The sequence below is a fragment of the Dyadobacter jejuensis genome (genome assembly GCF_003149085.1).
Taxonomy (GTDB): Bacteria; Bacteroidota; Bacteroidia; order Cytophagales; family Spirosomataceae; genus Dyadobacter; species Dyadobacter jejuensis.
The window spans coordinates 17,954-33,905 of sequence record NZ_QGDT01000010.1; the positions used below are offsets into that span (position 1 = coordinate 17,954).

10 protein-coding genes are annotated in these 15,952 nt (G+C 47.0%); 3 read left to right on the forward strand and 7 right to left on the reverse strand.

Going from position 1 to position 15,952, the window contains the following annotated elements:
• Position 1: 1 nt before the first annotated feature.
• The 3 genes from CLV98_RS16775 (at position 2) to CLV98_RS16785 (ending at position 3,391) form a co-directional block, all read left to right on the forward strand.
• Positions 2–1,111 (forward strand): FecCD family ABC transporter permease, encoded by a 1,110-nt coding sequence (locus CLV98_RS16775; RefSeq protein WP_109676034.1) that lies wholly within the window; start codon positions 2–4, stop codon positions 1,109–1,111.
• Positions 1,108–1,887: a heme ABC transporter ATP-binding protein gene (locus tag CLV98_RS16780; RefSeq protein WP_146202302.1), complete on the forward strand. Its 780-nt coding sequence runs from the start codon at positions 1,108–1,110 to the stop codon at positions 1,885–1,887. Before CLV98_RS16775 ends, CLV98_RS16780 begins: the two co-directional genes overlap by 4 nt.
• 472 nt (positions 1,888–2,359) lie before the next feature.
• A complete protein-coding gene (locus CLV98_RS16785; RefSeq protein WP_109676038.1) occupies positions 2,360–3,391 on the forward strand; it encodes a hemin-degrading factor in 1,032 nt (343 codons plus the stop codon).
• A gap of 53 nt (positions 3,392–3,444) precedes the next feature.
• Here the strand turns inward: CLV98_RS16785 and CLV98_RS16790 are convergent, their stop codons facing one another.
• The 7 genes from CLV98_RS16790 to CLV98_RS16820 all read right to left on the reverse strand — a co-directional run bounded on the left by CLV98_RS16790 (position 3,445) and on the right by CLV98_RS16820 (position 15,823).
• Positions 3,445–4,857, reverse strand: a complete 1,413-nt coding sequence (locus CLV98_RS16790; protein ID WP_109676040.1) for a sulfatase family protein — start codon at positions 4,855–4,857, stop codon at positions 3,445–3,447.
• 105 nt (positions 4,858–4,962) lie between these two features.
• Positions 4,963–6,423, reverse strand: coding sequence for a sulfatase family protein (locus tag CLV98_RS16795; RefSeq protein ID WP_109676042.1), 1,461 nt, complete (start codon positions 6,421–6,423; stop codon positions 4,963–4,965).
• Positions 6,424–6,477: 54 nt separating this feature from the next.
• Positions 6,478–7,956 carry a RagB/SusD family nutrient uptake outer membrane protein gene (locus CLV98_RS16800; protein ID WP_109676044.1) on the reverse strand — a complete coding sequence of 493 codons (1,479 nt, stop codon included), beginning with the start codon at positions 7,954–7,956 and terminating at the stop codon, positions 6,478–6,480.
• Between the two features lie 42 nt (positions 7,957–7,998).
• The gene (locus CLV98_RS16805) at positions 7,999–11,397 is read right to left on the reverse strand and encodes a SusC/RagA family TonB-linked outer membrane protein (RefSeq protein WP_109676326.1); all 3,399 of its coding nucleotides are present in this window, start codon (positions 11,395–11,397) and stop codon (positions 7,999–8,001) included.
• Positions 11,398–11,597: 200 nt separating this feature from the next.
• Entirely contained in the window at positions 11,598–12,707 is a 1,110-nt protein-coding gene (locus tag CLV98_RS16810; protein ID WP_109676046.1) for a FecR family protein, read from the reverse strand.
• A gap of 110 nt (positions 12,708–12,817) precedes the next feature.
• Positions 12,818–13,420, reverse strand: coding sequence for an RNA polymerase sigma factor (locus CLV98_RS16815; protein WP_109676048.1), 603 nt, complete (start codon positions 13,418–13,420; stop codon positions 12,818–12,820).
• A 213-nt stretch (positions 13,421–13,633) separates the two neighbouring features.
• A complete protein-coding gene (locus tag CLV98_RS16820; RefSeq protein ID WP_109676050.1) occupies positions 13,634–15,823 on the reverse strand; it encodes an alpha-galactosidase in 2,190 nt (729 codons plus the stop codon).
• Positions 15,824–15,952: the final 129 nt, after the last annotated feature.

A 15,952-nucleotide genomic window follows, 5' to 3' on the forward strand; every position in this document is an offset into this window, starting at 1 on the left:
CATGCTACTCGAACAAACGACCTCCCATACCGTAAAGGAGCTCCCGCCCCTGAAAAGCACCGACAGCGCCGATGCCAAAGTAACGTGGACACTCGTCCTACTTGTGCTGCTGCTGATAGCCACCATGTTGCTGTCGATGGGAATAGGAGCTGTACCAATTGGAGTTAGTGAAATAGGCTCCCTGATCCTACATTCCCTTGGCTGGACGTCAGCCACTGAAGTTACCGAAGCAAAAGCCATGGTATTTTGGGTGATCCGCTTACCTCGGGTCGTTCTGGCCGTTTTGGTAGGTGCCGGCTTAGGAATAGCCGGCGCTGCCTTGCAAGGCTTATTTAGGAATCCGGTGGCGGATGCCGGCCTCATTGGGGTCACCTCCGGAGCCTCTTTGTTTGCCATCCTCATCATGATGCTAAATGCCCAGTACTGGAGCATGATCAACGAATATGGCGGGGCTTATGTCCTATCATTGGGCGCCTTTGTCGGAGCTGCCCTCACTACTTTTCTGGTTTACCAGCTTTCCAAACTCGCTGGCGACGGAAGTGCGGCCATGATTTTGCTCATCGGCATCGCCATCAACGCCCTGGTGGGGTCCATCACCGGACTGATGACCTACCTCGCCAACGAGCAACAACTCAGAAGCATGACCTTTTGGAGTCTGGGAAGTTTGGGAGGAGCCAACTGGACTTCAGTGATAGCCATAGCGCCGTTCGTGCTGGCTTCGACGGTAGGATTGCCCATGCTAGGAAAATCATTGAATCTATTGGTACTCGGTGAGAGCCAAGCCAAGGCCTTGGGCGTAAATATTATTGGTCTCCGGAGGATGGTAATCGTACTGGCTACCCTGGGTGTAGGCGCATCGGTAGCCGTGGCGGGCTCTATTGGTTTTGTGGGGTTGGTGGTGCCCCATATCATCCGAAATATAATAGGACCCGACCACCGAAACTTGCTAATAGGCTCCGCCCTAGGAGGGGCATTGGTACTGGCCATTGCCGACACCATTTCTCGTACCATCGTCGCACCCGCCGAATTACCCATTGGCATAGTGACGGCCCTATTAGGCTCCCCTTTCTTTATGTATATACTGTGGAAACAAAAAACGAAAAGGATATGATCAGCTTAGAAAAGGCCTGCTATAGCGTGCAGGGACACACCTTATTGTCTGAAACGAGCCTTCAATTTAGTACTGGCGAATTTTGGGCCGTGGCCGGTCCTAATGGTGCAGGAAAATCGACCCTCCTAAAATTACTCTCTGCCGAGTATCTTCCTACCAAAGGAAGGGTGCGTTTTCAGGGTCGTGATACCCACGACTACCGACCCGCCGAGTTGGCCAGGTTAAGGGCGGTATTGGCTCAACATAACCCGGTAAGCCTCGATTTCTCCGTCACTGAAATCGTACTCATGGGTCGGTATCCCTATTATGGTCATAGACCGTCGGACAAAGATTTATTTATTGTAAACCAGTGCCTCGAATGGGTAGAAATGGGTGCTTATGCCCAAAGGTCCTACCCAACACTTTCGGGGGGAGAACAGCAAAGGATTCAATTCGCTAGGGCCTTGGCGCAAATATGGGAGACCAAGAATGGCTTTCTATTTTTGGACGAACCCACCACAGGCATGGACCTGAAACATCAGTACCAAACCTTCCAACTTGCCGCCTCCCTCGCACGACAGGGCTTCGGGGTGGTAGCGGTGGTTCACGACCTCAATCTGGCATTACAGTATACCGATCAGACGGTCCTACTAAAAAAAGGAAGAATTATGGCCTCAGGCAAAACAAACCATACCCTCCATGAAGAAAGCCTACAGGCTACCTTTGAGTTACCCATACACCTCATTCCTGCCGACCATATTCGAAAAAATGCCACCATTGTCCCAGTACCTATTTAGGGGATAGGGATTAGGGGTTAGGGGTTAGGTGTTAGGAATTAGCGAATAGGTTTTAGGGATTAGGTTAAAGGGTAAAGGTTAAAGGTTAAAAGTTAAAGGTTAAAGGTTAAAAGTTAAAGGCGGCTGATGTGCGGGTAAACGGCGGTCGGCGGTCAGCTATTGGATATCGGCTATCGGCAATAACGCGGGCTTAATGCTTACCGCTTATTGCTTACGGCCTACAGCATATGGCTGTCGGAGGTCGGCTTTCAGCTATCGGCTATCGGCAATAACGTGGGCCTAATGCCTAATGCCTAATGCTTACAGCTTATTGCTATCGGCTGTAAGCTATCGGCAATAACGTGGGCCTAATGCTTACAGCTTATCGCATATTGCTTACAGCATTTATTTTAGAGCGTGACATTATATAAGCAGCGCTGGCCTAAAGCCTATCGCCTAAAGCATTTTAAAACATTTAAACTATATTAGAATCATGATTACAACGACCAATTTAAAAGCGAGCTGGAATGCGTTTCAAAAGTCCAACCCAAAAACCCGAATCCGGGATGCAGCCAAAGAACTTGGCTGTTCTGAAGCCCAGCTGGTGGCAACATCCGTAGGCGATGGCACCACCTTGCTCACCGGTGACTTCAGAGAGCTTCTCAAAGAGATGGGAAGCCTAGGACATGTGATGGCCCTTACTCGTAACGAACACGTAGTACACGAGCGAAAAGGGGTTTACGAAAATATTTCCTTTCGTGGACATGTAGGATTGGTGCTCGGTTCGGACATCGACTTAAGGCTTTTTGTGGGTGATTGGACCTTCGGCTTCGCCGTCGAAGCCAACGAACGGCGCAGTTTACAGTTTTTTAATTCCTTCGGCGAGGCCGCTCATAAAATATATTTGACTGAAAAAAGCGACCTCGATGCTTATCACCTTCTGGTAAAAAAATATAAGGCTCCCGAACAGCTGCAGGAGTTAACGGTAAAGCCATCAGAAAAATCGATAGCCGAGACGGACGAACTTCCAGAAATAGACAGAGCCCAGTTTCAACAAGAATGGCTAAGCTTGAAAGACACCCATGATTTTTTCGGATTGTTAAAAAAATATCAGTTAAGCAGAAAGCAGGCACTTCGCCTGGCTCCAGAAGGCTATGCCTATAGGATAGACCCCGGCAAATTTAAAGACTTATTCGACCAAGCCAGCGAAAGACAGGTCCCTATTATGGTGTTTGTTTCAAACCCCAACTGTATACAGATTCATACAGGCCCCATCGAAAAGATTTTTGTAATGGGCCCCTGGCTCAACATCATGGACCCCGAATTTAACCTGCACCTGCGTACCGATGCCATAGACGAGGCCTGGGTGGTGCGAAAGCCCAGCGAGGCGGGAATCGTCACGGGTATTGAGCTAATAGATCGCCAAGGGATTATGTTTAACCAATACTTCGGAAAACGTAAACCAGGAATACCAGAATTACCAGAATGGACCGATTTGGTAGCCTCCGCCACCTCAGCTCTTTAACCAAAAAAGGCCCTCTGGAAACACTCCAAAGGGCCTTTTTAATCATTGATTATTTACTTCACTTCTTGCTTCATTTTTTCGTAACGGCTACGCATTGAGGCCAACACCGAGGAATAAGAGGCATCTTTGGCTGCATTATGCTTTTCTGACGGGTCTTTTTGCAAATCGAAGAGTTGCTCGTAGTCATGATCGATAAACTTAAGATACTTATAGCGCTGCTGTACCACCCCTTCTAAGCGTGGGATACCAGGATCCCCTATAAAAGTATGCTCATAAAAGAATTCGCTACGCTTCAGTTTCTTCCCTTTTTTAGAAACCATTTTCTCAAGATCGACCCCTTGCATGGTTTTAGGGGCTTCTACCCCTGCCAGGCTAAGAATTGTAGGAGCAATATCGATGTTTAAAGCTACGTCGTCGGAGGTTTTCCCTTGTAGTGCTTTATTGCGCGGGTCATATATAATAAGAGGCACCCGCAGGGATTCTTCATGACCGTACCATTTGCCGGCTAGGCCGTACTCTCCTAGGTAAAACCCGTTGTCGCCCATAAAAACGATCACCGTATTATCGGCCAGGCCTTGCTTTTCTAGGGAGGCTACTAGCTTACCCACCACCTCATCGACTCCGCTGATCAGGCGGTAGTAGTTGCGCACGCTTTCTTGGTACATCCGGTTGTTTTCGAAACGCAAATGCCAACGTACCCTGGCAATATTTTCCTCTGTTCGGAAGAAGTCTGGAAATTCATTCCAATATTTAGGATCCATTTTTTCCGTTTCGGCTATGCTATCGCCGGCATACATCGACTTATACCTGGGCTGAATGATAAACTGCCGTGGGTCATTGTCTTGAACGTGGGGCGCTTTAAAGCTAACCGATAGGCAGAAAGGTTTCGATCCGTCGTTGGTTTTTAAGAAATCCTGAATATCATTATTAACCTTATCGGTATGATGGATATAATTTCCATTCTCGTCTTTCATCTCATAATCGGGCTGCGACTTGGTGGTACAGGCCCAGTAGTCGAATGAGGAGGCGGGCTGATCTTTGGGATGCCCTACCCCATACTTCCCGATGAAACCCACCCGATAGCCGGCTTTCTTCAGCAACATAGGATACGTTTGGTCGAAAGCGGAAGGGCTAAAACTAGTGCTAAAATCGGCAATACCGTGGCGCGACATATACTGGCCACTCAACATAGTAGCTCGGCTCACGCAACAAATAGAGGTAGTGACATAGGCATTCTTAAACAGCAGTCCCTTATTGGCCAGTTGATCCAAATGAGGGGTTTTGATGATCGGGTTACCCATAGCACCCAGGGCATCAGCCCGTTGATCGTCGGTAAGCAAATATATAATATTAGGTTTAGCTGAGGAAGGAGCCTCCGTGTGGGGTGCCTTGGCAGCCATCAAAATAAAGGCCGTTAAGCCAGTAGCTGCCAGTAAGCCGGCAAAAACACTTTTGGGTTTGTTCATGACATAGATTAATAATGATGGCAAGGAAAAACGATCCCTACCAATTTGAGTAAAACTGAGCCTTATTTAATAGCCTTTACAATGAGGATGGGCGTCGACCCCAACCTATTCGTTAAGGGGTTTCCCTTCATAGTTCATCGTTCGGTAGGGTACCGTTTCGGACTCATCGACCACATAATTCCATTTCTTTATATAGTCCATTCCGGGAAGGAACTCATCTTTCCTTTTTTTCAATTCTTGTTGCAGTCCCTTTTCAAGACGAGCTTGAAGGCGTTCGTACCCTGATTGGCCCACCAAATTATTTAGCTGAAAGGGGTCCTCTTGGTTGTCGAAGAGCAACCAGGGGCCCTGTAGATCCCGGGTGTATGTATAGCGGTGTGTAACGATCCCCCGATATTCTTTACCCCCCTTACGCCTATCCCACTGCCCAAAGGGTTGTGCACAGGAAATAAAAGTTTGGGAAACCCGGTCCTTCTTTTTACCCAACAGTACTTGCGAAAAATCGACACCTTCCACTGAATTTGGAATAGCTATTCCCGTCAACCCTAATAGCGTAGGCATAATGTCTGGCGAATTGAGTAAAATGTCGGAAAACCGACCAGTGGCTCCCAACATGGCCGGATAATGGATAATAAAAGGGACGCGAATACTCTCCTCATAGGGCTGCTGCTTGTTCCAATAGCCGTGGGCACCCAACAAATCACCGTGGTCCGAAGTAAAGACGAAAATGGTATTCTCAGATATCCCACTGTCTTTTAGTTTGGAACGTAACTTCCCTATCGACTCGTCAATGGCAGCCATATGTGCGTAATAACCCTTCAAGTCACGCACTACTTTATCCTTATTCTCTTTAGAAACATTGGGGTTCAGCTTCAGTTCTTTATCCTGAAACATGGCCTTATACTTTTCTGGAGCCGTCTGATAGGGGTCATGCGGTGCGCCCATGGCAATAAACAAGACGAAAGGGGCGTCCTTTTTGGCCTTATCCTCGATATACTGACAGGCATCGTCTACCTGGGCCATTACGTCATAACCTTCCCATTTCAACTTTTTGTCGGAGTCGCCGGCATAATAATACGAGTTATTATAGTCATGCGTACATTCCAAGGCTTTCCAATACCCAAATCCTTGCTGGCGAACGGGGGGGATATAAGAGTTCCGCCCATGCCCGTCCAAATGCCACTTTCCGATATACCCCGTTTGGTATCCGGCCTTATTAAATACTTTGGGTAGCGTCATATAATCGGTCCCTAGTAGTACATCGTTCATAAATACACCATGGGTCAGGGGGTATTGCCCGGTCAACAAAGAAGCTCTGTGGGGCGAACATACGGGCATGCCTGACACGGCATTCTTAACCCGTATACTTTCCGAAGCCAATTGGTCTAGATTGGGGGTAAAGGCATTCACATCCCCCGCGTGCCCCATTGCTTGGGCACGCCATTGATCGACTAATACATAAACTATATTTGGCTTTTTTGGAATTGACTGCCCGGTTACCATCCCGGCAACTTGTAAGAGGCATACTACTATGGGCAGGGTTTTTCTCAATAAGCGTTTCATCATCGATATTTTAAGGGAAATAATTATAAAAAGGCTGTAAGCCACTCAAAAGTAATTCTAATAACCTGGATTTTGTGTCAACTGATTCACCAATACCTCATTGACCGGAATAGGGGCCAAAAGCTTATTTTCGGTAATGGTATAGGCCCCATCATAAGAGTAAGGCTTTTGAGCCACTTCGCGCTGGCCATGGGCGGTCATGACCTCTATAGCCTTTCCAGTACGCTTAAGGTCGTACCAGCGTTGGTTTTCAAAGCAGAATTCCACCTGTCTTTCCTTGGCAATCAAGGTGGTCAAGGCCTCTTTCGCCAACCCATCGAGGGATGCTTTTAGCCCCGCTCTGTTGCGAACCTGCTGCACGTAGGATATGGCCTGAGTAGTTTTGCCTTGTTGATTGAGCACCTCAGCCATCATCAACAGGATGTCGGAGTACCTTAACACGGGAAGGTTGTCGCTACAGCGATCGTTGGGATCAGAGATTGGCGGCTTGTATTTGCCCACATAGGGGATCGGGCGGATCTGGTTGTCCCAGTCTTTCCCCTCCCAAAAGCCAATGGAAACGGCTTTGCGCGAATCGCCAGGCTCAAAGGCGGCGATCAGGTCGTCGGTGGGTTGATTCCAGCCGGCACCAATGATATTGATATTGGGACGTTTGGTGACGTTGCCTGCCGAGGTATGTGGTGCAAACCAGAATATAAACCGGTTAGAGGTTTCTGCGCTACTTTCGGCGAACTGGACCGCAAATATAGTCTCTTTAAAATCCTTTGCCGCTGGATTAAACAGATCAGCATAGTTTGGTAAAAGTGTGTATTGACCCGAATTGATTACAGCCAAAAGCTGCTCTTCTGCCTTCTGATATTCTTTTAAGGTCAAATATACCTTGGCTAACAAGCCCTTTGCAGCCCATTCGTTGGCCCGCCCATTTTCTTTTTTGGCAGTGGCCTTCAGGAATCGAGATTCCGAAGCCTGCAAATCTGCTATGATTTGCTCATACACCTGAGCCTCCGTGGCCCGCTTTACACCCACTGCTTCTTGGGAATTGATCGGCTCAGTCACCAGAGGAACGCCACCAAATTGCCGTACCAAATTGAAATAATACAGAGCACGTAGGAAGTACGCCTCCCCCGCGCTACGCTCCTTAAATGCCAGATCGGACCATGCTACGCCTTCCCTGTCTAGCTCGGCCAGTAGCTTATTGCATCGGGTGATGCCGCTATAGGACAGCTTCCAGAAGTCGAGGTAGGCTGAATTGTCGGAAACGAGGATAAACTGATCGATGACCCCACGGACGGCCTCACCGGTCACCACATTGTTCTGGTGCGTGCCATTGTCGGATATCAGCTCGGCCAATACCCAATGTTGGTTCTTTTCATAATCGCGCATCGGCATGTAGCAACCATTGGCTAAAAGTATGTAGGCCTCTTCGGTATTATAGAAGTTCCCCTCGCTCAGTCCATCCTTAGGATATAGCTCCAGAAACGATTCGGAACAAGAACTGGTGAATAGTACCAGCCATAATAATGTAATTTTTTTCATATGCTTCGTATATTTTAAAAGTCAGTATGGACCTTCTCTACACTAAAAAGAAAAATTTAAACCAAAAGACATGGTACGTGCCAAGGGATAGGACGACATATCGAAACCTGGCGACAGGGTGTTATTGATATTCTGTGATTGACCTTCGGGATTAGCTCCTTCATAAGCCGTAAAAGTTGCCAAATTTTGAATGGTGGCATACAGCCTGCAGCTTTTCACAAAGCCCGATTTTCTGACTAACTGGTCGGGCAGATTGTACCCCAAGGTAATATTTGCGATACGTAAAAAGGACGCATCTTCCACCCATAGGCTGTTGACCCGGTGGCCCCAGCTAGGTGTTAGTTTGGGCACGCCGGAGTGCAGGCCATCGCCCGGATTCTCAGGGCTAATCCAACGATTGGTCCAAGCCTGGCGAACATTAAAGAAACCTTGGAGGTTGTCTACCGTCTGGCGGAGACCGTTCATAACCTGCCCCCCTTTTTGCCCATTCAAGATGACGCCCAAGCTAAATCGCTTATAGCTGAAGTTATTGGTAACGCCGAAGGTGAAGTCCGGATAGGGACTACCAATAATGGTATAGTCGAGAAGGTCATTCACTACGCCATCGCCATTCACATCCTTATACTTAGGGTTCCCTTCATATACTTGGGTGGTTTTGATAATATCGGGATTGGCAATATCGGCCGCAGAGTAAACCCCTTCTAGTTCAAATCCAAAAAACTGCCCAATAGGCTTTCCCACCACGCTGATATGGGTAGGATTACCGTCATTATTCCCCGAAAGGATGCGATCGCTGTTGTCGTTCAGAGAGAGTACTTTATTTCTATTAAAGGCCACATTCATATTCAGATCCCAGCGAAAATCACCCGTGATGGGACTACCTCCTATCGATATCTCCAGACCCCGGTTACGCACATTTCCCTTATTAACGATCTGAGAGCTGAATCCAGTAATAGCGGGAATCACATCATTGAGTAGCATATTCTTACTCTTACGGTTGTACACATCGATTGTCACGGAGATATTGTTTTTAAACAGCTCGAGGTCGATCCCCGCATCCAACTGGCTCGATTCCTCCCAGGTAAGATAGGGGTTGGCTACGCCCACATAAGAGCCGGCTACTTGCGTATTGTTAAAGGCATAGGATCCTTGGAAAATTTGCGCCAAATGCGAGTAGTTACCAATATTATTATTTCCACTTCTACCAAAGCTAGCCCTTAACTTTAGGTTGCTAATGGTTTCGCTATTCGCCAAAAATTTCTCTTGTGAAATTCTCCATGCACCGGCCACGGAGGGGAAATAGGCGAATCGGTTTTCCTGACCGAATCGGGAGGATCCATCCGAACGCAAGGTAGCTGTAAACAGGTACTTGTCTTTGTAACCATAGTTTAACCGTCCGAGGTACGAAATGATACTCCATTCATCGATATTTTGATTCCAGCTCTTGATGTCCTGGGCAGCGTTAATAGTCTGCACCAGATCATTAGAATAAGGCCCGGCCACCACGTTGATATTGCTATTCTTACTTTTCTGGCTGGTATAGCCCAGCAAGGCATTAAAACTATGGTTCCCTATAGCCTTGTTGTAGGTAAGGGTATTCTCGATCAGCCAGTTAAAATTATTTCCATTTTGACTCGTTGCTTGTCCAGTGCCCGCAACCGGAGGACGATTAGACCCTCCCACTGTACTCGGAATGTATTGGAAGTACTTAGAAGTGGACCAGATGGTATTTAAGGACGTTTTGGCCACCAAACCAGGTAAAATATCCCATTGAACATAGGCCAGTCCTAAGTTCTGAAACTGCTCCTGCAGTTGGGTAGTTTCTTTGAGTACAAACAAGGGATTGGCAAAGCTCCAAGCCGAATGGTACTTACTTTGTGGAGACCTGATATAAGGGATCAAATTACCATCACTATCATAAGGCGACATAACGGGGTTAGCCCAATTGGCAATCCCAATGACATCCTCTCGATTCGAGTTGGTGGTAGTTCTATTCTGACGGATATAAGTAGGTTGTAAAGTGGCTCCAATGGTCAGCTTCTCGCCCATATTGGACTCTATATTGACTTTACTACTATAACGCTCAACGCCCGTGTACTTTACCACCCCATCCTGCTTAAAATATCCTAAGCTAAAATTCATCCTAGAAGTTTCTCCGCCTTTTTGTAGGTTAAAGTTGTAGTCATGAATCGGTGCATTTTGAAGTATTAAATCGTACCAATCGGTTCCAGCACCTTGCAAGGCGCCCAAATTTTGGTATTCGACAGGATAATCGTTGACCGTTGCCGCTCTTTTCTCGGATCTTAAAACCGCTATATCGATTTTATTCCGTTGCAGTTCGGCAAACTCTCGCTGGTTCATGAGTTGAGGCCGGCCTCGTTGAGGAACGGTCTGGACACCCGTCATGGCCGAAAAATGAATTTGGGTCTTATTGAAGGATCCTTTTTTGGTCGTAATCAAGATGACCCCGTTGGCACCACGAGAACCATAAATGGCCGTAGAAGAAGCATCTTTCAAGATAGAAATGGACTCTATATCATTGGGATTGATCAATAATAGGGGATTTAAGTTTTGATTTAACCCAGCCGAATACGGCATACCGTCTACCACATATAGGGGTTCATTTCCGGCGCCAAGCGATCCGCTTCCCCTGATCCGAACGGAGGTACCTCCGCCCGGGCTACCCGACAATTGCTGGATTTGCACTCCGGCTACCTGGCCTATCATTTTTTGGTCGAGGGAAGCCACCGGAAGATCCTTCACCTTATCTTGGTCAATTAACCCTACTGAACCCGTCAGATCTTTGGCTTTCTGAGTACCATAGCCTACCACCACCACCTCATCCAGGGCTTTATGTTCCTGAAGAAGGCTTATCTCTAAGAAGGAACTGTTGTTAATGGCCTTTTCCAGAGTTACGAACCCTACAAAACTAAATACCAAAACGGCTTCATCGACGGGGGTTTCCAGTGCAAAAGCCCCATTAACATCGGTAATAGTCCCTATGCTCGTCCCCTTTACGACCACACTTACGCCGGGTAAGGCCAAGTTATTTTCGTCGACGACCTTTCCCTTTACCCCTAGCTTAACTGGGGCCGTTACCGAGGGACTCTTTGCAGGTACTATTTCTTTGGTTAGTATGACCTTACGCCCCAGCAGTTCATAACGAATATTCAAGGGATGAAGTAGGTTGTTGAGTACTGCTCCCAGGGTCGATTCTTTTTCGGAGATACTCACCTTTTGCCCTCTGGCTATGACCTGTGAGCTATATACAAATCGGACATCTGTCGTACGTTCTATTTCCGTCAACACACTTTTAATATCCTTATTGGATGCCTGTAAAGAAATACGCCGTTGGAGGTACTCTTGTGCCCTACTCGTATGGGCATAGGATACGCCCATCAACAGTAGCATGACCAAACCTTGAGTAAATGTAAATTTCATAAGTTTAATCCATAATTGCCTGTCAGCTGGTTTTTTCATATTTTTGATTTGGGTTAAAGTTTCAAAGATGGAACCGTACTGGGAAGTGGTAACTTTGGCGAGCGTACACTTCTCCTTGAGGCCTATTCGGCAGTAGCCTCGCTACTGCCGTTTTCTACTTCTGTTTCATAAGCGCTGTGTCTGCTGGTTTTAAGGGTTAATTAATGACATCCTTTCCCACTAATCACGATTTGACCGTCTACGATTTCGTAGCTGGCCGAAACACTCTTACAGATCGCCTCAAGTTGTTCGAATAGTGGCTCGTTGGAAAGTGTGGCGGTTATACGACATTTTTCAAAACGTTCGAAATCCATGGCAATAGAAATCCCATAAGCCTTCTCCAGCTCCTTGATTAGCGTGGGCATCGGAACTTCGTCATAGATACGATCGGCGGGCAAAACTGTTTTTTGAATGACGACGGGTTGGGCAACCAATGTCTTGATCAACTGCCCACTTTCTTTATCGAAGATCGCCGCTTGATTGGCCGTCAATATCAGACCAGCCAAAGGACCAGCCGACAAAGGGTTGTTTGGGTCTACCGGATATACCGACACCTTACCCGACTGTACCTGAACGGTATACTTTCTACGGTTCTCAAAAGCATTGATAACGAAGCGCGTACCTAACACTTTCGTGGCTATTTCTTTTGAAAATACGATAAATGGGTCGCCCCGATGCGATACTGAAAAGCTAGCCTCCCCATTTAAATAAACCAAGCGGGCACTATCGCTGAAGGTGGCCGGATAGCTCAGCCTACTTCCATCGCTCAAGATAATATGGGAGCTGTCGCTCAAAACAATGGGCAAAGGTTTGCCTGTGTTATTATAAGTTTCTACCATTCCTACAGGAGCTTCCTTTGCCACGAACCCTTGAGCGACTGGGGCTGGACGCCAATAATGACGCCCAATCCAAAAAAGACCGACAAAAAACAAGACCCCCATGGCTATCCGATATAGCAAGGGCGACAGGGGCCGGATGGTAACGCTGGTAGGCCCATCCCCTTCAAACCGAGTACTTGAGGTTGCAGTGCCAGTGGCGTTTTTAATAAACCGGTCCACTTCCGCACGTATTTCCTTTGGGGATAATTCCTCAACCTCTACCTGAGTGGCCCTTATTAGCCGTTCGGCCTCCTGCATCACCGCTTCTTTGTCGGGATGCATCTGAGCAAACTTCATCCAAAATGCCTCATCGACGGTTTTTCCTAGTACCCAATCTCGAAAGTCAGCGTCTTGAAGAAAGGATTCCACACCGTAATTTTCGTAATTTTTCATTCTACTCGTTTCAATTCCTTAAATATACCGGTGTACTTATAGTTTTTTTTAGCCAACCCTATGATGCGCATAATCCGCCCGATCCCTTTCTACTTTATTACCCCCACTTACTACCCATGTAGAATGAACTGTATTAGCCAAATGGTTGTAAAGCCATAAGACCAATGTTTGCGCATACTTTTAAGGGACTTTTGAAATAGATTATAGACGGATTGCCGTCCTAGCTGCATAATTTCGGCAATCTGCTCGAAACTGAGGTTCTTATAAAAGCGTAAATAAACAAGCTCCTTTTGGCGAGCCGGCAACTGATTGATCACCTTAGCCACCTGTTGGAGTTGATATACTTCGTGCTCTTCTTGTATCAATCGAAAATCGGGCGCAAACTCTACCAAAAACTCATAGGTATCCACCAACGACAGATCCATGGTTCCCGTTTGTTTTGATTTCTCGTATAGAATCCGTCTCTTCAACATCACCATGAGGTAAGCCAGCACATTATCCACGGCCCCTATCGTTTGTTGTTTTTTCCACAGAGTTAGGAAGGTTTCCTGTATACAATCCTTGACGACCTCTTGGTCGGGACTAAACCGATGCCCCCATCCATACAAATCAGGATAATAGCCGTCCAAAATCTCGCCCAGAGCCACAATTTCACCTTCCCGATATTCCTGCCAGAGTCGTAATGCATGCTCTCTAGACAACCTTTGCCCCATAACTTTCGATTGGTTTCCTATAGGAGGGACGAAACTTTAAAACCTAACCCCCGTATTTAAATTATTTTATAAAAAATAGGAGTAAGACGTGAGAATGCCTCAAAAATGAAGTGCTATTCATTTAAAAATCAGCCCAAAACTAAAAAAAGGGATAGCCCATCCGGAATACTTTTCCGAATGGGCTATCCCTTTTCCGTAGATCTGCCGGGTCCGTTATTCTATTACTAGCCAAGTATACCCATTGGCTGGAAGGGTCACGGTGAGCCTCACCTGATAATCTCTGCCTACCGAGTAGGCCTTGGCTGGACCTTCCTTTTCCCGAATTTGTACCGTATCATGCTTCCCAGTGTAATACACGGGGAGCTGGATCTGCCGTTCGATCGCCTGCTCCAACGGGTTATACAGCATCACCAAGCCCTTTTCCTTGAGCTGATTGTTCACATGCATAATCCCATCCCAGTCGCGCCCATCGGCCCTGCGAAGGTGTAGTATATCAGAATTCAGAATTAGCCGGTATTTTTTATACCAATTAATTACTTCAGTAACTTTTCTCTTAGCCTCGTCGGTATCATATAGCCTAGGGCCACGGTAGCATGCCTGAATACCCGAACCATAATATTGCATCATCAGCTGCTCATAGGCATCCAGATGCTCGGAAAGAGGCTCTAAAATGGCCTCAGGTCCCCCACCCTGATATTTAGTAAGCGGAACGAACCCCCAGGCCATGGATGGAATTTCGGTCCACATGGCATCAAAAATATTTTGACGGTTCAATATTTTTTGCTGTTCCCGGGATAAGGAGAAGTTTACCTCACGATAGCCTAAAGCCACTTTATGCGTACCATCCAGCACATACCAGTCTGGAGCGTTTACATATATCCCATTCTCATTGCACCAGTGATAGAGGCCCTTTTGAAGCTCCATCTGCTTCCATTGCGAATCGGCTAATCCACTATGGCCGGGATGCGACGTAGAGCCACATACATCGCCCGGGTATGGGCCATCGTTTTCGAAGATATCGAAACCAGTAGCACGCATAAAAATCTTGAGCTTATCGAGGTAAGCCAGTCCCCAACGACTCCCCATACAGGGGGCATTGCCAAAAAATGCACCACCAGGCTTTCCTGTTGCCGGGTCGATCACATCGTCCTCCGGACTTATTTTCCGAGAACTAAATAGAGAATAACTGCCTATAAATACATTTTTACTATGGGCATAATCGGCCAATTTCTTCCATTTCTGTATATTGGCTGCCGTGGTATCTTCCATATTACAATGGCTTCCAAAGCTTAGTATTAAGGCTTCGTATCCCGTAGCTGCACACTGGTCAATGGCCGTTATCACCTGCTGGTCATCCTTGCTCACCAAATGCATAAAAATAGGATTGGTGGTGGTCCAAGGAGCGATGGTCCGGTACATTTTCTTTAGGCCCATCCCCTTTCGTTCCCGGTCGTAGCTGTCCTGCAGTAGCTCATAGCTGCGGATAGATGTTAAGGATTCCCTGTTGGAGAGTGTTATCCCATAGCCTTTTTTTGGAAACACCTCCATCAGCGCTGGCGTCTTTAAGTCGTAATTGACCTGGGAGGTATAGCTGGTATCGGTAAGCCAATGAGTGGCCTGGTCGCTTAAATGTGCCCGCATCGAATTATTAAAAGTGAAGTTATGCTCCAAATAGATCCCATTGGGCTTGGCCATATTGTCGGCGGTACCTACTACAGCACTCTCCTCTTCCACAACCGCCAATACCTCATGTACCAGCTGATCGATCTGTACTGCCTTCTTTCCGTTATTGGTCACCGTGATCCATTTGCTGATAAGCGGCAGGCCATCATAAAGGGCGTAGTGTACCCAAACCTCCACGCCCGACAAGGCCGGTAGCGGGCTCTTGAATAAGAACCGAATCTCTTGCCCCTTGGGCTGGTTCTTCTGAGAGGCCCACATCTTCGTTTTCCAGTTGAGGGTGGGCTGCAGGTCCTGAGTTTGATAGGAGATGTACTGAAAGGAACGATCGGTGGTGTGGAAGGTATCGAGCCAGGAATACATCAAATAGGCTTGTTCTTTTTGACCTTCCAGCCCTCCAATGACGTACTCTACCCCGTCGACAGTGATACGGCCTTCGGGTTTTACAGCCCGCAGCAGCTGCTGACCATTGCTCATGTTTTTGAACTCATAGCAACCAAGGTTGGGTTGCACCCTAAAGCTTCGCTTAAGAAGTCCGTTATATAGAATGATATTCTTTCCATTATGGGCAGAATAGACCTGTGCCGTAGGTTTGATGGGATAAAGCAGCCAGTCCTGTACCTCCTGCTGATCCCATTCGGGCTGCCAGACGGGTAGAGATTGTGCGGTAGCCACAAGCGCGGAAACGAGTAAGAATACCGAAACGAGTAATTTTTTTAGCATGGTTTAGGAATTTAATGAAGAAAAAGCACTCTTTTATCGAGCGGTATACAAAGAAACGAAAATTTATGCGTGTTCGAACCAAACTCTATCAAACAACCCTTTTTATGGTCCTTTCCGATTAGTATTCCT